21 protein-coding genes are annotated in these 21,228 nt (G+C 73.1%); 4 read left to right on the top strand and 17 right to left on the bottom strand.

Translation table 11 applies throughout. The features are described 5' to 3' along the window. Positions 1 to 3 precede the first annotated feature (3 nt). The 4 genes from EDC57_RS05750 (at position 4) to EDC57_RS05735 (ending at position 4,564) form a co-directional block, all read left to right on the top strand. The gene (locus tag EDC57_RS05750) at positions 4 to 1,494 is read left to right on the top strand and encodes a sensor histidine kinase (protein WP_123400963.1); all 1,491 of its coding nucleotides are present in this window, start codon (positions 4 to 6) and stop codon (positions 1,492 to 1,494) included. Positions 1,495 to 1,738: 244 nt separating this feature from the next. Next, a complete protein-coding gene (locus EDC57_RS05745) occupies positions 1,739 to 2,863 on the top strand; it encodes a Re/Si-specific NAD(P)(+) transhydrogenase subunit alpha (protein ID WP_245995162.1) in 1,125 nt (374 codons plus the stop codon). A 22-nt stretch (positions 2,864 to 2,885) separates the two neighbouring features. Beyond that, complete coding sequence (locus EDC57_RS05740; RefSeq protein ID WP_123400962.1) at positions 2,886 to 3,176, top strand: proton-translocating transhydrogenase family protein; 291 nt, start codon at positions 2,886 to 2,888, stop codon at positions 3,174 to 3,176. Between the two features lie 5 nt (positions 3,177 to 3,181). Then, positions 3,182 to 4,564: an NAD(P)(+) transhydrogenase (Re/Si-specific) subunit beta gene (locus EDC57_RS05735; protein ID WP_123400961.1), complete on the top strand. Its 1,383-nt coding sequence runs from the start codon at positions 3,182 to 3,184 to the stop codon at positions 4,562 to 4,564. Between the two features lie 39 nt (positions 4,565 to 4,603). Here the strand turns inward: EDC57_RS05735 and EDC57_RS05730 are convergent, their stop codons facing one another. The 17 genes from EDC57_RS05730 to EDC57_RS05650 all read right to left on the bottom strand — a co-directional run bounded on the left by EDC57_RS05730 (position 4,604) and on the right by EDC57_RS05650 (position 21,140). Beyond that, positions 4,604 to 5,533: a LysR family transcriptional regulator gene (locus tag EDC57_RS05730; RefSeq protein ID WP_123400960.1), complete on the bottom strand. Its 930-nt coding sequence runs from the start codon at positions 5,531 to 5,533 to the stop codon at positions 4,604 to 4,606. Next, positions 5,530 to 6,897, bottom strand: a complete 1,368-nt coding sequence (locus EDC57_RS05725) for a sigma-54-dependent transcriptional regulator (RefSeq protein ID WP_123400959.1) — start codon at positions 6,895 to 6,897, stop codon at positions 5,530 to 5,532. Before EDC57_RS05725 ends, EDC57_RS05730 begins: the two co-directional genes overlap by 4 nt. Further along, positions 6,800 to 7,714 (bottom strand): hypothetical protein, encoded by a 915-nt coding sequence (locus EDC57_RS12765; protein ID WP_170165057.1) that lies wholly within the window; start codon positions 7,712 to 7,714, stop codon positions 6,800 to 6,802. The genes EDC57_RS05725 and EDC57_RS12765 overlap by 98 nt, the downstream gene beginning before the upstream one ends. Before the next feature lie 3 nt (positions 7,715 to 7,717). After that, positions 7,718 to 8,179, bottom strand: a complete 462-nt coding sequence (locus EDC57_RS05715; RefSeq protein ID WP_123400958.1) for a rhodanese-like domain-containing protein — start codon at positions 8,177 to 8,179, stop codon at positions 7,718 to 7,720. After that, the gene (locus EDC57_RS05710) at positions 8,179 to 8,934 is read right to left on the bottom strand and encodes a hypothetical protein (RefSeq protein ID WP_123400957.1); all 756 of its coding nucleotides are present in this window, start codon (positions 8,932 to 8,934) and stop codon (positions 8,179 to 8,181) included. The genes EDC57_RS05715 and EDC57_RS05710 overlap by 1 nt, the downstream gene beginning before the upstream one ends. 36 nt (positions 8,935 to 8,970) lie before the next feature. Continuing rightward, positions 8,971 to 9,909 (bottom strand): Mrp/NBP35 family ATP-binding protein, encoded by a 939-nt coding sequence (locus tag EDC57_RS05705; protein WP_123400956.1) that lies wholly within the window; start codon positions 9,907 to 9,909, stop codon positions 8,971 to 8,973. Beyond that, positions 9,906 to 10,979, bottom strand: coding sequence for an Mrp/NBP35 family ATP-binding protein (locus EDC57_RS05700; RefSeq protein ID WP_123400955.1), 1,074 nt, complete (start codon positions 10,977 to 10,979; stop codon positions 9,906 to 9,908). The genes EDC57_RS05705 and EDC57_RS05700 overlap by 4 nt, the downstream gene beginning before the upstream one ends. Further along, positions 10,970 to 11,233, bottom strand: coding sequence for a cytochrome c (locus tag EDC57_RS05695; protein WP_123400954.1), 264 nt, complete (start codon positions 11,231 to 11,233; stop codon positions 10,970 to 10,972). Before EDC57_RS05695 ends, EDC57_RS05700 begins: the two co-directional genes overlap by 10 nt. 1 nt (position 11,234) lies before the next feature. Further along, entirely contained in the window at positions 11,235 to 12,410 is a 1,176-nt protein-coding gene (locus EDC57_RS05690) for a 4Fe-4S dicluster domain-containing protein (protein WP_123400953.1), read from the bottom strand. A 2-nt stretch (positions 12,411 to 12,412) separates the two neighbouring features. Then, positions 12,413 to 12,823: a methylglyoxal synthase gene (locus EDC57_RS05685; RefSeq protein ID WP_123400952.1), complete on the bottom strand. Its 411-nt coding sequence runs from the start codon at positions 12,821 to 12,823 to the stop codon at positions 12,413 to 12,415. Beyond that, complete coding sequence (locus EDC57_RS05680; protein ID WP_170165056.1) at positions 12,820 to 13,977, bottom strand: glycosyltransferase; 1,158 nt, start codon at positions 13,975 to 13,977, stop codon at positions 12,820 to 12,822. The genes EDC57_RS05685 and EDC57_RS05680 overlap by 4 nt, the downstream gene beginning before the upstream one ends. A gap of 81 nt (positions 13,978 to 14,058) precedes the next feature. Then, positions 14,059 to 14,781 (bottom strand): TorD/DmsD family molecular chaperone, encoded by a 723-nt coding sequence (locus EDC57_RS05675; RefSeq protein WP_123400950.1) that lies wholly within the window; start codon positions 14,779 to 14,781, stop codon positions 14,059 to 14,061. Positions 14,782 to 14,866: 85 nt separating this feature from the next. Further along, the gene (locus EDC57_RS05670) at positions 14,867 to 17,530 is read right to left on the bottom strand and encodes a molybdopterin-dependent oxidoreductase (RefSeq protein WP_123400949.1); all 2,664 of its coding nucleotides are present in this window, start codon (positions 17,528 to 17,530) and stop codon (positions 14,867 to 14,869) included. Between the two features lie 26 nt (positions 17,531 to 17,556). Beyond that, entirely contained in the window at positions 17,557 to 18,432 is an 876-nt protein-coding gene (gene nrfD, locus EDC57_RS05665) for an NrfD/PsrC family molybdoenzyme membrane anchor subunit (protein WP_123400948.1), read from the bottom strand. 18 nt (positions 18,433 to 18,450) lie between these two features. Then, positions 18,451 to 19,182 carry a 4Fe-4S dicluster domain-containing protein gene (locus EDC57_RS05660; protein ID WP_123400947.1) on the bottom strand — a complete coding sequence of 244 codons (732 nt, stop codon included), beginning with the start codon at positions 19,180 to 19,182 and terminating at the stop codon, positions 18,451 to 18,453. A gap of 327 nt (positions 19,183 to 19,509) precedes the next feature. Then, positions 19,510 to 19,983, bottom strand: a complete 474-nt coding sequence (locus tag EDC57_RS05655; RefSeq protein ID WP_170165055.1) for an archease — start codon at positions 19,981 to 19,983, stop codon at positions 19,510 to 19,512. Positions 19,984 to 19,985: 2 nt separating this feature from the next. Next, entirely contained in the window at positions 19,986 to 21,140 is a 1,155-nt protein-coding gene (locus tag EDC57_RS05650) for a CaiB/BaiF CoA transferase family protein (protein ID WP_123400945.1), read from the bottom strand. Between the last annotated feature and the right edge of the window lie 88 nt (positions 21,141 to 21,228).

Below are 21,228 nucleotides of genomic sequence, written 5' to 3'. Positions count from 1 at the left end.
GCCATGACCCTGCGGGATCTCAGCCTGCGCTACAAGGTGCCGCTGCGCACCACCGTCCTCATCCTCGTCACCGCGCTGGTGGTGACCAGCGCCCTGCTCGTGCGCGCGGCGCAGGACCTGCGCGCCGACCTCACCGCCACCGCCACCGCCACCGGCCGCCTGCTGGCCCGCACCCTCACCCCGGCGCTGCTGCACGACGACGTCTGGAAGGCCTACGAGATCATCGCCTCGGCCCTTCCCGAGGCCCACGCCCGCGGCGGACTGCGGCCGGACCTGCTGATGATCCTCGACCCCATGGCCCGGGTCTACGTCTCCACCGAGCCGCGGCGCTTCCCGATGCAGAGCGACCCCGGCGAGGACGGCCCCGAGTACGCCGCCGTGCGCGACCTCGTCGCCGCCGCGCGCACCGGCACCGAGCAGACCTTCACCCCCCCCTCGGGTCAGGGCTTCCACGTCACCGTGCCCATCGTCTCCGACGGCGTCCTCCTGGGGACGCTGGTGATGTCCTACCCGCGCGAGATCTTCCGCCAGCGCATCCTCGGCTTCGGCGGCCGCGCCGTCGCCGCGACCCTGCTTGCGGTGGTCTTCCTGCTGCCGCTGGGCGCCTACTGGGGGGCCCAGTACGCCGAGCCGCTGGTGCGCCTGGCGCGCGCCATGCGCGCGGTGGGCCGCGAGGTGCCGGAGCGGGTGGAGCTGGAGCTGCCCGCGGCGGGGGACGAGATCGGCCAGCTCGCGGTCCAGTTCGAGCGCATGGTGGCGGAGCTGCGCGAGAAGCAGCGCCTGGAACAGCAGATGGTGGTGGCCGAGCGGCTCGCCGCCATCGGCCGCTTCACCGCCGGCATCGCCCACGAGATCAACAACCCCCTCGGCGGGCTGCTCAACGCCGTGAGCACCCTGCGCCGCCATGGCTGCGACGACCCCCTCACCCAGCGCACCGTCTCCCTGCTCGAGCGCGGCCTGCACCAGATCCGCGAGACCGTGGCCGCGCTCCTGGTGGAGGCGCGTCCCGACCCCCACCCCCTGACCCGGGAGGACATCGAGGACGTGCGCCGGCTGGTGGCCCCGGAGGCGGGCCGCCGCGGCATCACCCTCGCGTGGGACAACCGCATCCCCGAGCGCACCCGCCTGCCCGCGAGCCTGGTCCGCCAGGTCCTCATCAACCTCCTGCTGAACGCCGTCCAGGCCGCCCCCGAGGGCGGCCGCGTGGGCGTCCGCGCCTCGATCGAGGGCGGCCTCGTCCGGCTCGAGGTCTGCAACGACGGCCCCCCGATCCCCGCCGAGGCCCTGCCGCGGCTGTTCGAGCCCTTCGCCACCACCAAGGCCGGCGGGCGCGGGCTCGGCCTCTGGGTCACCTACCAGATCGTCGACGGCCTCGGCGGGGAGATCCAGGTCACCAGCGAGGCCGGGGACACCCGCTTCCGCGTCACCCTCCCCCTGGACCGGGAGGACGCACCCGGCCACCCGCCCGATCGGGAGATCGGTGTCCTCCCATAGGGGATACATGGCCCCTGTCTAACAAAACGTTATTGGCAGCCCCGGGCGGCCGCCCATTAGACTTCCTGATCCCTGCAGCAGAAGAGTCGATGGGCACCCGCGCGTCCGCCGGCGACCGCTGCGGGATCCAGCGCGCAACCCGCCGAGACGATCCTGCGGGCCGGCACACCGGCCTTGGGTGCGGCCGCCCTGCGGCCGCGGGGGCGCCGGCGGCCGGGGGCCCGCAACGGGAGGAGGTGCGGTCTTGCTGAGCATCGGGATTCCGAAGGAGACGGCGGCGGGGGAGACCCGCGTCGCCGCCACCCCGGACAGCCTTCGCCGGCTCCTCGGCGAGGGCGTCGAGGTGGTGGTGGAGGCCGGCGCCGGCGAGGCCGCCGGCTTCCGCGACGCCGACTACGAGGCGGCCGGGGCCCGCGTCGCGGACGCCGCCGCCGTGTGGTCCTGCCCCGTGGTGTGCAAGGTGCGGCGACCGGCGCTGGCCGAGCTGGAGGGCGCGGCCGAGGGCGTGCTGGTGGTCGGGCTGCTGGAGCCGCACCGCGACGAGGGGCTGTTCGAGCGCCTCGCGGCGCTGCGGGCGAGCGCCATCGCCATGGAGCGCATCCCCCGCATCACCCGCGCCCAGGGCATGGACGCCCTCTCCTCGCAGGCCAACATCGCCGGCTACCGGGCGGTGATCGAGGCCGCCGCGGCCCTCCAGCGCTTCTTCCCGATGATGATGACCGCCGCCGGCTCGGCCCGCCCGGCGCGGGTGGTGGTGCTGGGGGCGGGTGTGGCCGGCCTGCAGGCCATCGCCACCGCGCGCCGGCTCGGGGCGGTGGTGGAGGCCTTCGACGTGCGCCCCGAGGTCGCCGAACAGGTGCAGTCCCTGGGGGCCTCCTTCATCGACATCCGCCTGGAGGAGGACGCCCACGGCGAGGGGGGCTACGCCCGCGAGCTCTCCGCCGACAGCCAGCAGCGGCTGCGCGACGCCCTCGGCGAGCGCCTGCTCGACGCCGACGTGGTGATCAGCACCGCCCTCGTACCCGGCCGGCGCGCCCCGCTGCTCATCGAGGCCAAGACCGTCGAGCGCATGCGCCGGGGGGCCGTGATCGTGGACCTCGCGGCGGCGAGCGGCGGCAACTGCGAGCTGACGCGCGCCGACGAGATCGTGCGCGTGGGCGACGTCACCATCCTCGGCCCCACGAACCTGCCGGCGCGGCTCGCCACCGACGCAAGCCAGTTCTACGCCCGCAACGTCGCCAACCTCATGGGGCTGCTGCTGCACCGGGAGGACGGCGACGCGAGCCTGGTCCTCGACACCGGCGACGCCATCGTCGATGCCGCCCTCGTCGTGCACGAGGGCGACATCCGGCACGCCCCCACGTCCTAGCGCCCATCGCGGAGGTCCCGCCATGTCTGCACCCATGGAGACCCTCTACGTCTTCGTGCTCTCCTGCTTCATCGGCTACTGGGTGATCTGGGGCGTCACCCCGGCCCTGCACACGCCGCTCATCTCCCTCACCAACGCCATCTCCGGCGTGGTGATCGTCGGCGCCATGCTCGTCGGCGGCTTCGGCGACGGCGCCCCCGGGGCGGCCTGGCTCGGCTTCCTTGCCACCCTGCTCGCCTCCATCAACATCTTCGGCGGCTTCGCGGTGACCGAGCGCATGCTGCGCATGTTCCGCGGCCGCGACGGGGGCTGACGGCGATGCATGCGCAAGACCTCTACGCCCTCGCCTACCTGGTGGCGGGCTCGCTCTTCATCCTCGGCATCAAGGGCCTCACCCATCCGGCGACGGCCCGCCGCGGCAATCTCCTCGCCATGGCGGGGATGGCCATCGGGATCGCCGCCACCGCGCTCCTGCCGCAGGTCCGAAGCTACGGCCCCATGCTCGCCGGCGTCGTCGGCGGCGCCGCGATCGGGATCCCGCTGGCGCGCCGCATCCCGATGACGGCGATGCCGCAGCTCGTCGCGCTGCTGCACAGCTTCGTGGGGCTTGCGGCGGTGCTGGTCGCGGCCGGCACCTTCCTCACCCACCGCGCCACGGGCGGGACGGGCGGCGTGCTGCTGACCGAGATCTACCTCGGCGCCGTCATCGGCGCGGTGACCTTCACCGGCTCCCTGGTGGCCTTCGGCAAGCTCCATGCGCTGCTGCCCTCGAAGCCGCTGCGCTTCACCGGCCAGCACGCGATCAACGCCGCCCTCGCCGCCGGCGCCCTGCTCGCCGGCATCGCCTTCCTCGCCGCGCCCGGGCTGGCGCCGCTGCTGACCGGGACGCTGCTCGCCTTCGCCCTCGGCGTCCTCCTCATCACCCCCATCGGCGGCGCCGACATGCCCGTCATCGTCTCCATGCTCAACTCCTATTCGGGGTGGGCGGCGGCGGCCACCGGCTTCACCCTCGGCAACCACCTGCTGGTGATCACCGGCGCCCTGGTGGGCTTCTCGGGCGCCATCCTCTCCTACATCATGTGCCGGGCCATGAACCGCTCGCTGCTGAAGGTCCTCTTCGGCGGCGTCGGATCGGGCGGGACGAGCGCGGTGGCCCAGGCGGCGGAGCGGGGGGCCAAGGTGGCGGCCCCCGAGGATGCGGCCTTCCTCATGGCCAACGCCGCCAAGGTGATCATCGTCCCCGGCTACGGCATGGCCGTGGCCCAGGCCCAGCACGCGGTCAAGGAGCTGACCGAGGCGCTGGGCGAGCGCGGGGTGACGGTGAAGTTCGCCATCCACCCGGTGGCGGGACGCATGCCCGGGCACATGAACGTGCTCCTGGCCGAGGCCGAGATCCCCTACGACCAGGTCTTCGAGATGGAGGCCATCAACCCGGAGTTCGCCACCGCCGACGTCGCCCTCGTGGTAGGCGCCAACGACGTGGTCAACCCGGCGGCGCGCCACGACGCCTCCAGCCCCATCTACGGCATGCCCGTGCTGGAGGCCCATCGCGCCCGCCACGTCTTCGTGATCAAGCGCAGCCTCAAGCCGGGCTACTCCGGGGTGGACAACCCGCTCTTCTACGAGGAGAACTGCTCCCTGGTGCTGGGCGACGCCAAGGAGGTCTGCGAGCGCATCGCCCAGGACGTGCGCGCCCTCTGAAGACCGGGGCGTCCGCGGCCGGGCCGCGGACGCCCCCCGTCAGCCCGTCTCCTCGAAGAGCATGTCCTCGCGGTAGGTCTCGCCGGCGATGCGGCAGAGATCGCGCACCTTGGCCCGCCCCAGCCCCTTCTCGGTGGTGACCAGGTTGAAAAAGCGGTAGAGGGGGTCGCCCTCGATGCTGAGGACCACCAGTTCCTCGCCGTAGCGGCCGTTGGAGAGCGACAGGCGCGAGACCAGCCCCGCCCCCTGGCCGCGGCTCACCATGAGCTTGACCAGCTCGCTGCTCTGCAGCTCCATGACGATGTTGAGATCGCTGTCGTTCCTGCCCTCCACGGCGAGGCGCTCGCTGAGGAGCTGGCGCGTGCCCGAGTTGGGCTCGTGGGTGACGAGCGGCAGCTCGCAGAGCTCGTCCAGCGTCACCGTACGGCTGCGCCGCTTCGCCAACGGGTGGTCGCGGTTGCAGATCACCACCACCTCGTCCTTGAGCAGCGGCATGACGTGGTAGCGCGACTCGTCCACCGACTGCTCGACGATGACCGCATCCAGATAGCCCGCCGTGAGACGCTCCAGGAGCCGGTCCGAGGCGTGGACCTCGGTGCGGATGCGCACCTTGGGGTTGGCCTCGTGGAAGGCGATCAGCAGCCGCGGCAGCATGTAGGAGGTCGCGCTGCGGTTCGCCCCCAGGTAGAGATGGGCCTCGTCGCCCTCGGCCACGTCCTTGGCCGTGCGCTGCGCCTCCGAGGCCAGCAGCTCGAGGCGCTGCGCGTACTCGTAGAAGACGCTGCCCGCCGGCGTCAGCCGCAGCCCCGACGGCATCCGGGTGAAGAGCTCGAAGCCGAGGTATTCCTCCAGCTTCTTGATCCGCACCGTCACCGCCGGCTGCGAGACGTAGGCCTCGCGCGCCGCCACCGTGAAGCTGAGGTGGCGCGCGGCGAGCAGGAACATGCGCAGGTTCTGGCTCAGGATCATGACCCACCCTCCCCCGGCGTCGCATCCCCGTCCGCACCCTCGGCGCCACCCCGCCCGTCGCCGGCGCGGATGCCGTGGCGGCGCATCTTCTCCCACAGGCTCTTGCGGCTGATGCCGAGGGCCTCCGCGGTCTCCGCGATGCGCCAGCCGTGGGCCTCGAGCGCGTCGCGGATGTACTGCGCCTCGCAGTGCTCGAGAAAGCCTCTAAGGTCCATGCGCTCGGCCGCGGGCTGCGCCGCCCCCTGCCGGCCCAGCCCCAGCTCGCGCGGACCGATGGCCGGGCCGTCGGCGAGGATGCAGGCGCGTTCCACCGCATGGCGCAGCTCGCGCAGGTTGCCCGGCCAGTCCTGCTCCATCAGGTAGCGCTCGGCCACCGGGAGCAGATGGCGCGGCTCGCCGTGGGCGCGCGCGAACTCCTCGACGAAGCGGTGCGCGAACCACAGCACGTCCTCGCGGCGCTCGCGCAGGGGCGGGATGGCGACGTGGGCGACATGGATGCGGTAGTAGAGGTCCTCGCGGAACGCCCCCGCCTCCACCATCGTGCGCAGATCGCGGTTGGTGGCGCAGACCAGGCGCACGTCCACCTCCAGCGGCTGCTCCCCGCCGACGCGCTGCACCGTGCGTTCCTGCAGCGTGCGCAGGAGCTTGGCCTGCATCGCCGGCGACATCTCCGCCACCTCGTCGAGGAACAGGGTGCCGCCGTGGGCGCGCTCGAAGACGCCGCGGTGGCTGCGCACGGCGCCGGTGAAGGCCCCCTTCTCGTAGCCGAAGAGCTCCGCCTCCAGCAGCGACTCCTGGAAGGCGGCGCAGTTGACCGCCACGAAGGGGCGCTCGGCGCCGCCGCATGCGTGGAGGAAGCGGGCGGCATGCTCCTTGCCCACGCCGGACTCGCCCGTGATCAGCACCGTGGTGCGGTGCGGGGCGAAGCGGCGCAGCATCGCCTCCACGGACCGCATCGCCGGGGAGACCCCGAGGACCGCCTCGCCGCCGTCCTCGGCGAAGAGCTCCGGCGCCGTCCCGCGCAGCTTCTCCAGCAGGGCGTCGAGGTCGAAGGGCTTGGTGATGTAGTCGCGCGCCCCCAGCTTGAGCAGCCGCACCGCCTGCTCCACCTGGCCGTAGCCGGTGATGAAGATGACGGGCGGCACCGCCGGCAGGCGCTCGCGCAGGGCGAGGAAGAGATCCTCGCCGCTGCCGTCGGGCAGGCGGATGTCGCTCACCACCGCGGCGTAGCCGCCGCGCCCGAGCGCACGCAGGGCGGCCCCGACGTCACGGAACCAGTCGCAGGCGACCCCCTCCAGCAGGAAGCGGTCGCTCAGCGACTCGCCCATGATGGGATCGTCCTCCACCAGGCACAACCGTGCCATGCCATCCTCCCCGGCGGTCCGGATCGTTCATTGTATCAGCGCCTCGCCGCCCCACCGCCGGCCGGCGCCAGCGCCGGCGGGCGACGAGGACGGCGTCGGGCCCCTCGGGCTCGGGCGACGGCGCAAGGCGATAGAGCACCCGCGCCGCCACCGCCACCGCCTGGGGCGGGACGGCGAATCGGCGGCGGGCCGGCCGGTCGGGCCACAGGGTCCGGTCGACCCAGCCCCCGTCGGCGTACTCCCAGCCGAAGCGCCAGCGCGCCTCGGCCACCACGCGCCCGGCACCGTCGCGGGCCTCCGCCACCAGCCACAGGGCCCGCCCCGAGGTCCCCCCGGGCACCGCATGCCCCGCCCGCGCCGCCAGCACCAGCTCCACCTCGTCGCCCCGCCACAGGCCGGTCAGATCCACCGACCCCGGCAGCAGCGCCCCCGTGGCGGGTCCCCGTAGGGCGTGGGGCCGTCCCCGCGGGGCGTGGCAGTCGATGCAGGTCCGCCCGGCGCGCGCCGCCCGGCTCGCTGCATAGCTGCGCAGGGTGTTCTCCCCCGGTGCGTCGTGGCAGCGGGCACAGGCCCGCACCGGGTCCGCCTGCGCCCCGGGATGGCCCTCGCCGTGGCAGGCGGCACACCCGACGCCCGGGCCCCCAGCGGGGGCGTGGCAGCGCAGGCAGGCGGGGTCGCGCCCCGCCCGCCCCCACTCCGCCACGAAGCCCGGGGTCGAGGCCGCGCGCGCCATCGCGGTGCCGGCGAAGTCCGCGGTCGCCCCCGGGTGGCAGCCGGCGCACGCGGCCAGCGCCGCCGCCACCGCCGCCCAGGCCACGCCTCAGCGGAAGACCTGGGCGGGGGTGTTCATCTCGCACAGCCCCCGCGGCACCACGAAGGGGACGGAATCCGGGCGCACCCGCCCCACCCCCGGGACCTCCAGCGCAAGTCCGGCGGCCTTCCACGCCTCCACGCCCCCCGCCAGGCGATAGGCGCGGTAGCCCGTCCGGGCGAGCGCCGCCCCCCATCGCGCCACCAGACCCTCGTCGGCGTCGGCCGGCAGGAGCAGCACGGCGCGCCCGCCCCCCTCCGGCAGGCCCACCGCCTCGGGCCGCGCGGGGTCGGCGTGCAGCGCCCCCACCGGCGTGCCGGCGAGGTAGTCCCCCTGCGGGCGCAGGTCGATCACGGTGACCGCCTCGCCGGCCTCGAGCCAGCGCGCCAAGGCGGCCGCGTCCACGGCGCCGACCTGGGCCGCCGCCGCGCCCGCGGCGAGGGCCAGGAGGACGGCGGCGAGACGCCGCATCAGGCGGGCAGCCCCTCGCCCGCCGCCCCCGGGCAGCCGCCGCGGGCCACCTCCACCGCCAGCGCCTCGCCCGCCTGAGGGCGCAGGGCGGCCAGCGCAGGGGCCACGCCCAGGGCGGCGATGCGGTCCGGCGGCAGCACCACCGCCGCCGCACCGCCCTCGCGGCGCAGGTTCTCGAGGTGACGCAGCTCCGTCACCCCGCCCGAGATCCAGATCGCGCCGTCGTAGCGGCTGCGCGCACGCACCAGGGCCTCGAGGTCGAGGCCGCGGCCGCGCTCCTCGGCCTGGCTGCCGTGCAGCCACACGGTACCGAAGCCGAGCTCGGCGGCGCGCACCACCCAGCGGCGCACGTCCTGGTCGCCGTCGCCGACCCGCCGCGCCAGCATCGCCCCCATGTCCGGGACGTAGAACTTGAAGCTCTCGGTGCCGAGATGCGGCGAGAACTCGTAGCGCACCGTGGGCTGGTACACGGTGGTGCGCGGCACCCAGACGAGATCCGGCCAGGCATCGCGCAGCCGCGCCGTCTCCTCGAGCCCGCCGTCGCAGACCCAGACCGTGTCGGGCCGCCCGTGCCAGGCCGGTGCCACCTCCGGATCGACACCGCAGAGGGCAAGGGGCGCCCCTTCCGGAAGCGGAGGCAGCGGCCCCTCCAGGGCCTGCGGGCCGAGGGCGAGACCCTCCACCCCCGCAAGCCCCTCCACCGCCTCCGCCTCCGGCGGGGTGCCGAGCTCCACCACCAGTCGCGTCACGCTCATTCCGGTCACCTCCTCTCCGCCGCGGGCCCGCGGCGGTCAGTCGTCCTCGTCCTCCAGGAGGCCCTCCCAGAAGGCCTCGTGCTCGGCGCGGGCCTCGTCGCTGATGACGGCCTCGCGCGCCCTGCGCTCCTGCGCCACCGCCCGCTCCACCGCCTCGGCGACGCGATCGAAGGCCTTCGCCGCCTCGCTCTCCGGGGCCGCCACCACCAGCGGGCGGCCGCTGTCCGCGAGCTCCTGCGCCCCCGGGTCGAGGGGGATGCCGCCGAGGTAGCGCACATGGCGGCGCCGCGCCAGCAGCTCCACCCCGCCCTCGGCGAAGAGGCGCTGGCGCTCGCCGCAGCAGGGGCAGACATAGGCGTCCATGTTCTCCACCACCCCGAAGACGGGGATGTCGAGGTCGTGGAACATGGCGATGCCGCGCTCGGCGTCCACCGCCGCGAGCCGCTGCGGCGTGCTCACGATCACCGCCCCGGTCACCGGCACCTGCTCCAGGATCGTCAGCTGCACGTCGCCGGTGCCCGGCGGCAGGTCCACGAGCAGGATCTCCAGGTCGGGCCAGGCCACCTCCCGGAACATCTGCATCACCGCCTGCGCCACCAGCGGCCCCTTCCAGACTACGGCGGCCTCGGGCGGCAGGGCGTTGGCCACCGACACCGACCACACCGCGTGGCTGTGGGCGGGGATGACGCGCCCCTGCTCGTCGAGATCCAGGCCCTGCCCGGTGCCCATCATCCGCGCCACCGAGGGGCCGTAGATGTCGGCGTCGACGATGCCGACACGACGGCCGCGCCGTGCCAGGGCGCAGGCGAGGTTGGCCGCCACCGTGGACTTGCCCACCCCCCCCTTGCCGCTGGCCACGAGGACCACGTCCTCCACGCCCGGGATCGGATCCGGCTCGGGGGTGCCCCGCGCGAAGGGGTCCTCCGCCGGCCCCTCCGTCACCACATCCACCGGAAACGACCGCTGCCCGCTCATGCCGAGGCCTCCACGCGCGCGCCGAGACCCAGCCGCTCCACGAGGGCGGCGGCGATGCGCTCGATCCCCTCCGCGGTGCGCGAGCCGGGTGCCGCCGTGACCACCGGACGGCCGCCGTCGCAGAGCTCGCTCACCTCGGGCTCGAAGGGGATCTCCGCCAGCAGCGGCAGCCCGGTCTGCTCGGCGAGCTCGTGCGCACCGCCGGCGCCGAAGACCGCCGCCACGTGGCCGCAGCCGCGGCAGGCCACGCCGCTCATGTTCTCCACCAGGCCGAGGCAGGGCACCGCCATGTCCGCGAACATCTCCATGCCGCGGCGCACGTCGTCCACCGAGACCTGCCCCGGCGCGGTGACGGTGACGATGCCGGCAAGCCGCACGTAGCGCGCCACCGCGATGTGCACGTCGGAGGTCCCGGGCGGAAGGTCGATGAGGAGCACGTCGAGCTCGCCCCAGGCCACGTGCTCGAACAGCTGCGGCAGGCCCTCGTCCACCAGCGATCCGCGCCAGATCAGCGCCTGCCCCTCCGGCAGCAGGAAGCCGAGCGACATGACCTTGACCCCGTGCCCGACCTTGGGCTCGATCCGGCCCTGCTCCGGATCCTCCTCGGCCCGGCCCGAGAGGCCGAGCAGGGTCGGGCAGGAGGGTCCGTAGACGTCCGCGTCCAGCAGCCCCACGCGCAGGCCGCGCTGGGCCAGGGCGACGGCGAGGTTGACCACCACCGTCGACTTGCCCACGCCCCCCTTGCCGCTGTGCACGCCCACCACGTGGGCGATCCCCGGGATGCGCTCGCGCTGCGCCACCGGCCGCGGCCGCGGCTTGACCACCACGCGCTCGACCCCGGGCAGCGACTCCACGTAGGGCGCGATCACCTGCGCCAGCTCCTCCTGGAGCGGCTCCGGCACCTTGTCCGGGTCGATGAGGATGCGCACCGCGCCGCCCGTGGCGACGACGTCGTAGACCTGCCCCGAGGTGACCACGTCGCTGCCGTCGACGCCGACGGTGACCGCCGTCAGCGCCGCCAGCACCCGCTGCTCCAGGCCCAGCTTGCGGGCCGCGTCCTCTACGGACACTTCAGGCCCTCCCTCAGATACGCCTTGATGCGCGCCGCCTCCTCGGGGTCGATCACGGCATCGGCCCCGTTGGCGCTGCGCATGGTGTCCACGATCGACGGCCGGTCCGCCGGCGCGAAGACGCAGACGTCCGGCAGCTCATGGCAGGTGGCGCAGCGGGTGCGGAAGAGCTCCGCCGGCGTGCGCGGCTGGGCCGACCACCACCACGCCGCGCCGCCGAGCGAGACCGCCGCGACCGCCACCAGCCACCGCACCTCAGCCTCCGAGCCAGGACATCCATTCGTCGTCGAGCTCCCGCTCGTTGCGGCAGGTCGGGCACAGCCCGTCCTCCGACTCCGGCAGATAGGGCGTCTCGCAGTGGGCGCAGGGCACCAGCGCCCGTGCCATCAGCACCACCGTCCCCTCGCGCACCACCGCCGGCGGGGCCGGCTCCGGGTGGATCGCCTTCGCCGGGCAGATCCGCTCGCACAGGGCGCAGTCGGTGCAGCGGGCGGCGTCGTAGACGATGCGCCGCTCCCCGTCGCTCTCCTCCGCCCGCAGCGCCCCCGTGGGGCAGCGGGTGCCGCAGCTCAGACAGGCGGTGCAGTGGGCCTCGATGCGCCGCCCCCGCCACGGCGGAGCCTCGAGATCGGCGACCCAGGGCAGCCCGGCGAGCCGCGGCGCGAGCACCGCCTGGTAGGCCGCCTCGCGCTGGCGCTCCACCTCGCCCTGGAAAAAGGGCGACGGCTCGTCGAGGTCGAGGCGCTCGTCCTCGTCCTCGGCGGCGAGCGCCCAGGTGGCGGGCACCGCCGCCAGCGCGCCGTCGGCGGCCCTCGCCCCCGCGAAGCGCAGGAAGGCGCGCCGGCTCATGCGCACCTGGTCGGCGCGCGCGCGCACGTCCCCTGCCTGCGCCGCGCCTTCCTCGGCGCCGTCGGCCGCCCGCAGCTTGGGCGCCTGCGGCCCGAACCACGCCGAGAGCCGCTCGTGGACCTGCTCCACCGCCGCGCGGGCGTCACCCCGCGCGCAGCCCTCGCAGCCCTCGAGACCGTGCAGCACCACCTCGGCGACGCCGTCGGCGGCCATCGCCGCCACCAGGCGCGCATCGAGGACCGCGTGGCAGGGGATCACGACCCCGCCTGCGCGGCTGCGACTCTCCCGGCAGTGCAGCCGCACCGTCTCCTGCCCGGCCACCGTCTCCAGCAGCCGCGCCGGGGAAAACCCCGTCAGCCGTAAGGCCCCCGCCGGACAGGCCGGGACGCAGGCGCCGCAGCCGGTGCAGCGCTCCCCGTCCAGCGCCACCTCGTCCAGGCTCAGGGCCAGGGCCTCATGGGGGCAGACGTCGGCGCAGGCCGAACACCATTCGCTGCGGCCCCTGAGGTTGAGACAGAACTCGTCGTCCACCACCAGGGCCGAGCCGTCGAGGGCCTGCACCGCCTGGGCGAGATCGTCCATCCTCACGGGGCCGCCTCCTCCCTGCCGCGGGCCACCTTGCGCCCCAGCCACTGGGTGAGCGCCACCGCCGTGCCCAGGTTGGTGGCCAACGGGACGTTGTTGAGGTCGCAGGCACGGTAGAAGGGGGTGATGTCGGGCTCGTCCGGGGCCGCACCCGCAGGGTCGCGCAGGAAGAAGACCGCGCGCACGCTGTTGGTGCAGACCAGCCCGCAGAGCTGGATCTCGCCACCCTTGCGCCCGGAGAAGAGGTGCGTCACCTCGAGGCCGAGCCGCTCCTCGATCGCGGCCCCGGTCTCGCTGGTGGCGAGCAGCCGGTAGTGCTCGAACACCTCCCGGCGCTTCTCCATGAGCTTGAGCAGCTCCTCCAGCCGCCCCTCGTGCGCGATGAGAATGACCGTCTGTGCCGCCGTCATGTTCCCCCGCCGGCGCCGGCTCCGATGCTCCGGCGCGCCTGCATCGCGGCCCGTCCCGCGGCCCGCGCCGCCGCACCCTGCCGCAGCCGCTCGTAGAGTGCGAGATGCATCCGCGCAAGCCCCGCAAGCGCCGCCTCCGCCTGCGCCGCCTCCGCCAGCGCCCGCCGCATCGCGGCGAGACGTCCGGGCTGCGCCGCGAGTGCCGCCAGCGCCTCCCGCAGCGCCGCCCCCTCGCCCGCCTTCACGGTAACACCATCCCGCCCCTCCGCGAAGTCCATGCCCTGGACGCGGTGAGTGCGCAGCACCGGCAGCGCGCAGTCGCGCGCAAGCGCAAGCTGGGGGCTGTGGCAGAGCTTGGTGTAGGGCAGCACCAGCAGATCCGCGTCGCGCAGCAGCCAGGCCCCCTCCGCGGGCTCCAGGTAGCGGTCGATGACGCTGACCCGCACCCGCCGCCGCGCCGCCCCCAGCCGCCCCGCCGGCACCCCCCGCAGCGGGTCCTGGCCCGCGAGCACCAGGTGCAGCCCCGGAGCCTCGAGCCCGGCGAGAGCCTCCAGCAGCACCCCTACGCCCTTGCTGGGCGCGCCGTGCCCGAAGACCAGCAGGCGCAGCTCGCCCGCGGCCCTGGGCGCAAGCTCCGGCGGCCTGCGGCGCGGGAAGCCCGGAAGCCCCATGAGGTTGGGCGTGCGCTCGTCCACCACCACGCGCTCCCTGGGCAGGCCGAAGATCTCCTCCAGCGCCCAGCCCAGGTGGGCGTCCCGGGCCACCACCGCATCCAGCGCCCGGTACCAGAGCAGATGCGCCGGCAGCCGCCGCAGCCGCCCGCGGTGGGGCAGGATGTTGTGCGGACTCGCGAGCACCGCCGCGCCCTGCCGCTGCGCCCAGCGGGTGAACCGCCACGCCTGCCACGCGCTGTCCACCCACTGCAGGTGAACCACCTCCGGGCGCCAAGTCGTCACCTCACGGCGCAGCCAGCCCCAGCAGTCCCGCCCGGGGCAGTGCCGCCGCTCGAAGGGCGCCTGCCACCCCGCGAGTTCGTCCCCCGCCGCCGTCGCCATGCGCACCCGCGCCCCCGCACCGGCGAGGCCCGCAGCAAGGGCCTGGGCGTGGTGGGCAAGAAAGCCCCGCCCGCTCGCCTCCACCATGAGCACCTTCATGGCCATTCTCCGAGTATAGCGGTCGGGTTCCGAGGCCGAAAAGGGGGCGGCTGTGCCGCCCCGTTCCCTCCCCTCCCGGCCTCAGAGCCCAGAGGCCTTGCGGAAATCGGCGTCGTAGTCGAGCTTTTTCGGCTCGCGCGCGTTGAGCGCAGCCAGCTCGCGCAGCCGGCGCTTGTCCACGAGGCGGGCGAGATCCGACCAGATGACCTGCCCCGCGACCCGCGCCACCTGCTGGTAGAAGACGTGGAAGCTCGCCTCGGCGGCCCGCCGGCACCAGCCCACGGCCCAGGGCCCGAGGCACTCCACCATGAAGCGCTCGCGCCGCGCCCGCGCCTGCGCCGCCGCCGCCTCGTCGCCCCCCTCGAGGGCCGCGGCCTCGGCCTCCCAGAGGGCGGCCACGAAGCCCAGCATGGTGCCGATGTGATCCGGGAACTCCCCGCTCAGCCGCCGCCGGTAGGCGAAGCCCGCCTCGCGGTAGGCCTCCTCCACCTGCTGCGCCGGCTCGCGGTACATCATCCCGGTCTCCACCACGGACCAGTAGGGGACCACGCCCCCGGGGGCCACGAAGCAGGTGGTGAACTCTTCGGCCAGCTCGGCGAGCAGCGTCTCGGCATCGGCGCGGAAGAACGCCTCGTCGAAGGGCATGCCGGCCTCGGCCAGCGCCCCGCGCAGCTCGCCGCGCACGAGATCCAGCAGATCGCGGTCCACCTCCTCCTCGAGGCAGCGCCCCAGAAACCCGTACAGCCCCGCCTGTGCCCGGCACAGGGCGAGGCGGTCCTCGGTATCCAGCTCAGTTGCGGCCATCTCGGCCTCCTCTGCTCCGTTTCGACCCCGGCGCGTCCGCCCGCAGGCGACCGGGGGCGGGGCCACGGCCCCGCCCCCGCGCCGGTCAGTGACCGCCGGCCTTCACCTCGGGCTTCGGCAGGCTGTCCCAGTCGATGTCCACCTCGGGGTGGTTCGCGCGGTGGAGATCGCCGGTGTAGGCGTAGCGGAGCTGATGCTCGTAGGCCTTGACCGCCTTCTCGAAGTCGGCGACCACGTCACCGTACTTGTCGCCCGGCTGGGCCTTGGTCACGGTGACCACCGTGTCGTACCAGCCCTGGGAGCCACCGATGGGGTCCACCTGCACCGGGATGATGGAGTTGGGGTGCACGCCCTTGTCGTCCCACCAGACGTTGTGGGTGATGTCGGGATCGCCACCCTGCGCCCACTCCGCGGCCTTCTCCTTGTGCTTGAGCTGCGCCAGGCGCCCGTAGGCGGAGTGGCCGCAGGCGGTGGAGACCGCCACCACGTCCGGGTGGATGCCCTCGGTGACGTGCACCCGCGTCACCATGTAGCCGATGGGCGAGGTGATGCGGATGAGGTCGCCGTCCTTGAGGCCGCGGGCGGCCGCCGTCTTCGGGTTCATCCACGCCGGGTTCTTGTGGTAGAGCTCGGCGAGGTACTTGATGGAGGCCGTGCGGCTCTGGGTGTGGACGTTGACCTTGTAGGTGGTGAGCACCAGCTCGTCCGGCTTCTTGTTGCGCGAGGGCAGCCGCTTGTAGGTCGGCAGCGGGTTGAAGCCGTACTTGCGGTAGCTCTCCTTGTAGAGCTCGATCCGCCGCGACGGCGTGCCGAAGCCGACGTAGTTGCGGCCGCGGATGCGCACCCCGATGGGATGGCCGTCCTTGCGGATGACGCCGTCGGGCCCCACCTCGGCGCCCTCCATCTCGGCCGCGCTCAGCTCGCGCTTGTGCAGCTGGTAGTCCGGCTGCACCTCCTCGCCGTTGCGGTCGACGATCTTGGCCGTCTCCTTGTCCACCTTGCCGTAGATGGGCCACACCCCCTTGGCCTTGAGGAAGTCCCAGCCGCCCTCCTCCTTGAGCCCGGGGATGTTGTCGAAGTGGGCCCGCATCCACTCCTCGGGGTTCTTGAAGGCGAAGTACTTCTTGATCCCGAGCGAGCCGTCCGGATCCACCTTGTGGATGATGTCGATGAGGGTCTGGCGGAACTCCTGGGTGCCGCCCAGGGGCTGGATCACCGGCTGCCGGATGGACAGGCAGGGATAGAGCCCGCCCGGCATGGACTCCGGATCGTGCCGCTCGAGGTAGGTCACGTCCGGGATGATGAGGTCGGCAAGCTCCGTCGTCTCCGACATGTAGGGGCTGAAGGAGACGTAGAACGGCACCAGCTTCTCGTCCTTGAGGAAGCGCTCCCAGACGTGCGCGGCCGGATAGGTGTAGACCGGGTTGTCGTAGTAGGCGAACCAGACCGACACCTTGGCCTCGCCCGCCATCACCTGGTACGGCGCATGCGTGGAGACCGCGTGCGACGCGAGCGGATAGATGGGCGGCGCGCCGATGACGCTCGGCACCGGCGGCTTCGGCGGCACCGGCTCGGGCTGCGGCCAGCCCATGCCCCGGGGCAGGCAGTAGCCGCCGCGGGTCTCCACGTTGCCCGTGATGACGTTGAGCATCTGGATCGCGGCCTCCTGGTAGGAGCCGTAGACGTGCTTGCACGGGCCGCGGTAGGAGAAGGTGGTGGCGGGCTTGGTGGTGGCGAACTCCCGCGCGATGCGGCGGATGTCGCGCGCCGACACGCCCGACTCCTTCTCCGCCCACTCCGGCGTGAAGGGCTTGAGGTGGGCCTTGAGCTGCTCCGGCGTGACGTTGGTCCAGTCGCGGATGAACTCGTCGTCGTAGAGGCCCTCGTTCATGATCACGTGGGCCATGGCCAGGGCGATGGCGGCGTCGGTGCCGGGATAGGGCGCGTGCCACTCGTCGGACCAGCCGGCGGTGTTGGACATGCGCACGTCGAAGGTGACGATCTTGGCCTTGTTGCCCACGACGCCGTCGACGCAGCGCTGGGCGTTGGGGTTCATGAAGTACGCCGCCTCCAGGATGTTGGAGCCGAAGTTGAGGATGTACTTCGTGTTCGCCCAGTCGCAGGACTCGATGTCGGGACCCCAGGCCGGCTCCAGCCCGACCTTCTTCGAGGACTCGCAGATGTTGGTGTGGTTGACCAGCGAGTTGGAGCCCAGCGCGTGCATGAAGCGCTTGATGGCGCCGCCGGTGCGGTTGCGACCCCACTTGAAGACGATCTCGTTGCGGATCCCGGGGTCGTGCTCGCGGATCGAGCGGTCGATGACCTCGCGCAGCTTCTTGGCGACGATGCTGGTGGCCTCGTCGTAGCTGATGCGCCGCCACTTGCCCTCGCCGCGCTTGCCGGTGCGCATCAGCGGGGTCATGATGCGGTCGGGGTCGTAGACGTGGAGCCACCCCGAGTTGCCCTTGGCGCAGAGCTTGCCGCGGGTGTTGGGGTGGTCCATGTTGCCCTCGAGCTTGACGATGCGGCCGTTCTCCACGAAGGCCACGCCGCCGTCCTCGATGTTGCAGGTCAGGCAGGTGTAGGGCACCGCCTTGCGCTCGGCGCCGGTGACCGCGGAGTAGTCGCGCCCGCCCAGATCCTGCTCCATGGCCTTGAGGCGCCGGGAGCCGAGGGTCAGGCCGCTGGCACCGGCAACCGCGCCGCCCAGCTTGAGGAAGTTGCGTCGGCTGATCTTGAGCTCGCTCATGGCGTCGTCTCCTAGCGAAACCGGGCTCAGAAGGTGAGCATGGGGAGCTGGCCCGCGAGGAGGTAGACCTCGCGGTAGGTGTAGGCGCCGATGGTGGCGAGCACCGCGGCCAGGGTGATCATGGCGGGCGAGGCCCCCAGGCCCGGCACCAGCACCAGCACCAGCGGGACCAGGACCCCGACCACGAGGCTCAGGAGCCAGAACTTGGTCCCGAACTCCTCGTTGATGATCTGCCAGGCGATCTGCTCCTCGGCGGAGCCGTAGTTCACGCGCAGCACACCGGCGATGAAGATCACCAGGGTCGCCACCAGCGAGAAGGCGAGCACCCGGCGCAGGAATGCCGCCGTCTCCTCGTTCATGGCCCCGGTGGCCATGGCGATCACCGACATGAGGGCGACACCGGAGTTCACCGAGAGGGCGACGAACATGAGCGGGATCGCCGGCGAGTGCCACAGCTCACGCGCCTGGTTGGCCATCAGGTCCCAGCCGGTGTAGAGCGGCAGCAGCAGGGCGAGGACGGAGCCTGCGATCCCCACCGGGCGGAGCAGACCGTCGCGCCCGGTGAACACCGCGAAGGCGAAGACCAGCGCCGCAAGCCCGAACAGGACCACGAACAGCGAGCCCCAGGAGAGCGGAGAGCTGACGTGGAAATAGAGCAGCGGATACAGGAACCGCCCGGGCTGGCCGAGATCCTCGATGAGGATCACGCCGCAGACCGCGAGCAGCACCAGCACCACCACGGAGGCGATCTTCTGGGTCGGCTGCAGCGCCGCGGTGCCGCCGCCGAAGACGTTGGGCGCCGCGGCGAGGACGAAGGTCATCGCCGCCATGCCCACGAGGAAGAAGTAGATCGCCAGCTCGCGCCCCCAGGGGAGCACGTTGTACTGCATGTACTCGAACATCTCGTCACCCCTCCCCGATCAGAGCACGCCGGCGAAGAACCGGCTGCCGCGGTTGTGCCGGATGAAGGCCTTGAGGTCCGCCTTCGCCGCGTAGGACTCGGGCGCCGTGTAGCGCTCCTCGGCGATGGCCCGGTCCGGCTTGATGTAGTAGACCTGGGGCGAGGTGCCCTTCTCCGGCTTGAGGACCACGGTCTTGTGGCGCGCGACCAGGCGCGAGACCTCGCTGTTGGGGTCGTTGAGGTCGCCGAAGATGCGCGAGCGCCCGAGGCAGGTCTGCACGCAGGCCGGGACCAGCCCCTTCTCCACGCGATGCTGGCAGAAGGTGCACTTGTCCACCACGCCGCCGATCTTCACGTGGGAGCGGTTCTTGGGCAGGACGTGGCGGGCGTTGTAGGGGCAGGCCGCGATGCAGGTGCGGCAGGCGATGCACCGCTCGTAGCGCTGCAGGACGAAGCCCTCGTCGTGCTTGTAGGTGGCCTCGGTGGGGCAGTTGCGCACGCACGGCGGGTTGTCGCAGTGGTTGCACAGCCGCGGCATGAAGTGGCGGCGCGTGTTGGGGTAGCGCCCGGTGTCCTTGACCTTGACGATGGTGCGCCACACCCCCAGCGGCACGTCGAACTCGGACTTGTCGGCGCAGACGCACGCCATGCAGCCGATGCAGCGTCGCAGGTCGATGACCATCGCCCAGCGCTTGCGCCCGGGCACACCCAGCGACGGCTCGGCCTGCAGACCCGGAGAGCTGAATGCCATCTTCACTCCTCCTCGTAGGCCGTTTGAAAACCCGCACGCCCCCACCTCGGCGAAGACGTGGCGCTTTGGCTTTGCAACCTGCATGCCATGAGCAGCCGACCGCGGCCGCAGGCCCGTTCCCATGCGGATCGCAGGGCTGTTTCCGAGCGCGCCACTCCGAAAAGGCGCCCCCCGGCGTTACCTGCGGGTAACACCGGGGCGCATCCACCCCCGGTTGGTTCCGGCGCGGAAACGCCGCGGAATGCGTCGGAAAGACAGGGCCTTGGAAGGAAGGTGCGAACGCGTCGCGTTCGCCGTGTTACCGGGCGGTGACGCGGCGCGGAGGGCTCAGTCGGTCTCGGGCACGTCGAGGACGCAGTAGAGGCGCACGCCGCCGTCCTCGGTCTCGCGCAGCTTCAGCCGCGGCAGCAGCACCGCCTGGACGGGGAAACGGCGCCGATGGCGCGCCGGGTCGTGGCGCTCGCCGTAGGCGGTGCCGGTGATCTTGAGCTGCTTGTGCTTGAGGTGCTCGCCGTCGCGGTCGTCGATGGCCTCCACCTTCTCGGTGACGAAGCGCTTGAAGACCCAGCCGTGGGCGTCCATCTGGTAGAGGAGCTCGGACAGCAGCCCCACCACCAGCGTCGACTCGTTGAAGCCGTACCAGGAGATGGGCACCGCCTCGCGCTCCTCCACCGTCTCCTGCTCCCACATGTAGAGGCAGAGCGCGGTGGCCGCCGCGTTGTAGGCCTCGGTGCGGTCGCGGGCGAAGATCTCCAGCCCGACGCCGCCCTTCGGGTCCTCCTTGAAGACGAACCGCGCCATGGTCATTCCCCCCCGTCGCTGCCGTGCACGACGCCGGCGGCGCGAAGCGCCGCCACCGCCTCGCGATCATAGCCCAGGGCGACGAGCAGCGCCGGACCGTGGGCGCCGAGGGCGGGCGCACCACCCGGGCGGCGCGGGATGCGGCCGTCGAGCCGCAGGGGCGGCACCCGTCCGGCCGCCTCGCCCCCGACGCCGCGGGCGGCGAAGTGCGGATCGGCGGCGGCCTCCAGCGGGTCCAGCACCGGCGTCACGCAGCAGCCCGCATCGGCCAGCTCGGCGGCCCAGGCGTCACGCGACCGCGTCGCGAAGAGGGCCTCGAGGGCGGCGGCCACCTCGCTGCGGCGGGCCTCGTCGCCGCAGTGGGCGTCGGCCCACTCCGGCCGCCCCAGGGCCTCGCAAAGCCGGCGCCAGAAGCGCTCCTCCAGCGCCCCCACGGCGAGGTGGCGCCCGTCGGCGCAGGCGTAGACCCGGTACCACGGCAGCGCCCCGGTGAGGGTGTCGCCCCCCGGCGGCGGGGCCTCGCCCCGCGCCCGCGCCGAGGCCAGCGGGACCACCGCCTGCGCGAGCACCGCCTCGGCCATGGCCACGTCCACGTGCCGTCCGCGCCCGCTCCTGCGCGCCTCCATGAGCGCGGCGAGGATCCCCAGCGCCGCCGCGAGGCTGCCGCCGGCGATGTCGGCCACCTGCAGCGCCGGCACCGCCGGCCCGGCCGGGTTCGCGCTCTGCTGCAGCACCCCCGTGATGGCGAGGTAGTTGATGTCGTGCCCGGGCCGGTCGCGGTAGGGGCCGTCCTGGCCGTAGCCGGTGATGGAGCAGTAGACGAGGCGCGGGTTGCGCGCGCGCACCGCCTCCCAGCCGAGCCCCAGCCGCGCCGTCACGCCGGGCCGGAACCCCTCCACCAGGACGTCGGCGGCCTCGGCGAGGCGCAGCGCGATCTCGACCCCCTCCGGCCGCTTGAGGTCGAGGGCGATGCTCGCCTTGCCGCGGTTGATGTCCTCGAACAGCCCCGCCGGCGCCATCCGGCGCAGCGGATCCCCCTCTGGCGGCTCCAGCTTGATGACCTCGGCGCCGAGGTCGGCCAGGTGGCGCGTGCAGAGGGGCCCCGGCAGGAGCTGGGTGAGGTCGAGGATGCGCACCCCCGCGAGCGGGCCCGTCACCGCGGTCTCACTCCTTGCCGAGGGCCTCGATGAGCTCGGGCACGGCCTCGTTGAGGTCGGCCACCAGACCGTAGTCGGCCACCTCGAA

The sequence above is a fragment of the Inmirania thermothiophila genome, from assembly GCF_003751635.1.
GTDB classification, from domain to species: domain Bacteria; phylum Pseudomonadota; class Gammaproteobacteria; order DSM-100275; family DSM-100275; genus Inmirania; species Inmirania thermothiophila.
This window is presented reverse-complemented; position numbering and strand designations above follow the sequence as displayed.

What these genes read in the sequence shown, in the direction of transcription:
- EDC57_RS05675 (WP_123400950.1), bottom strand. Translation starts at nt 14,781, where the DNA reads ATGGCCGCAACTGAGCTGGATACCGAGGACCGCCTCGCCCTGTGCCGG.
- EDC57_RS05735 (WP_123400961.1), top strand. Translation starts at nt 3,182, where the DNA reads ATGCATGCGCAAGACCTCTACGCCCTCGCCTACCTGGTGGCGGGCTCG.
- EDC57_RS05725 (WP_123400959.1), bottom strand. Translation starts at nt 6,897, where the DNA reads ATGGCACGGTTGTGCCTGGTGGAGGACGATCCCATCATGGGCGAGTCG.
- EDC57_RS05750 (WP_123400963.1), top strand. Translation starts at nt 4, where the DNA reads ATGACCCTGCGGGATCTCAGCCTGCGCTACAAGGTGCCGCTGCGCACC.
- EDC57_RS05740 (WP_123400962.1), top strand. Translation starts at nt 2,886, where the DNA reads ATGTCTGCACCCATGGAGACCCTCTACGTCTTCGTGCTCTCCTGCTTC.
- EDC57_RS05680 (WP_170165056.1), bottom strand. Translation starts at nt 13,977, where the DNA reads ATGAAGGTGCTCATGGTGGAGGCGAGCGGGCGGGGCTTTCTTGCCCAC.
- EDC57_RS05670 (WP_123400949.1), bottom strand. Translation starts at nt 17,530, where the DNA reads ATGAGCGAGCTCAAGATCAGCCGACGCAACTTCCTCAAGCTGGGCGGC.
- EDC57_RS05730 (WP_123400960.1), bottom strand. Translation starts at nt 5,533, where the DNA reads ATGATCCTGAGCCAGAACCTGCGCATGTTCCTGCTCGCCGCGCGCCAC.
- EDC57_RS05690 (WP_123400953.1), bottom strand. Translation starts at nt 12,410, where the DNA reads ATGGACGATCTCGCCCAGGCGGTGCAGGCCCTCGACGGCTCGGCCCTG.
- EDC57_RS05685 (WP_123400952.1), bottom strand. Translation starts at nt 12,823, where the DNA reads ATGACGGCGGCACAGACGGTCATTCTCATCGCGCACGAGGGGCGGCTG.
- nrfD (WP_123400948.1), bottom strand. Translation starts at nt 18,432, where the DNA reads ATGTTCGAGTACATGCAGTACAACGTGCTCCCCTGGGGGCGCGAGCTG.
- EDC57_RS05710 (WP_123400957.1), bottom strand. Translation starts at nt 8,934, where the DNA reads ATGAGCGTGACGCGACTGGTGGTGGAGCTCGGCACCCCGCCGGAGGCG.
- EDC57_RS05715 (WP_123400958.1), bottom strand. Translation starts at nt 8,179, where the DNA reads ATGCGGCGTCTCGCCGCCGTCCTCCTGGCCCTCGCCGCGGGCGCGGCG.
- EDC57_RS05705 (WP_123400956.1), bottom strand. Translation starts at nt 9,909, where the DNA reads ATGAGCGGGCAGCGGTCGTTTCCGGTGGATGTGGTGACGGAGGGGCCG.
- EDC57_RS05660 (WP_123400947.1), bottom strand. Translation starts at nt 19,182, where the DNA reads ATGGCATTCAGCTCTCCGGGTCTGCAGGCCGAGCCGTCGCTGGGTGTG.
- EDC57_RS05655 (WP_170165055.1), bottom strand. Translation starts at nt 19,983, where the DNA reads ATGGCGCGGTTCGTCTTCAAGGAGGACCCGAAGGGCGGCGTCGGGCTG.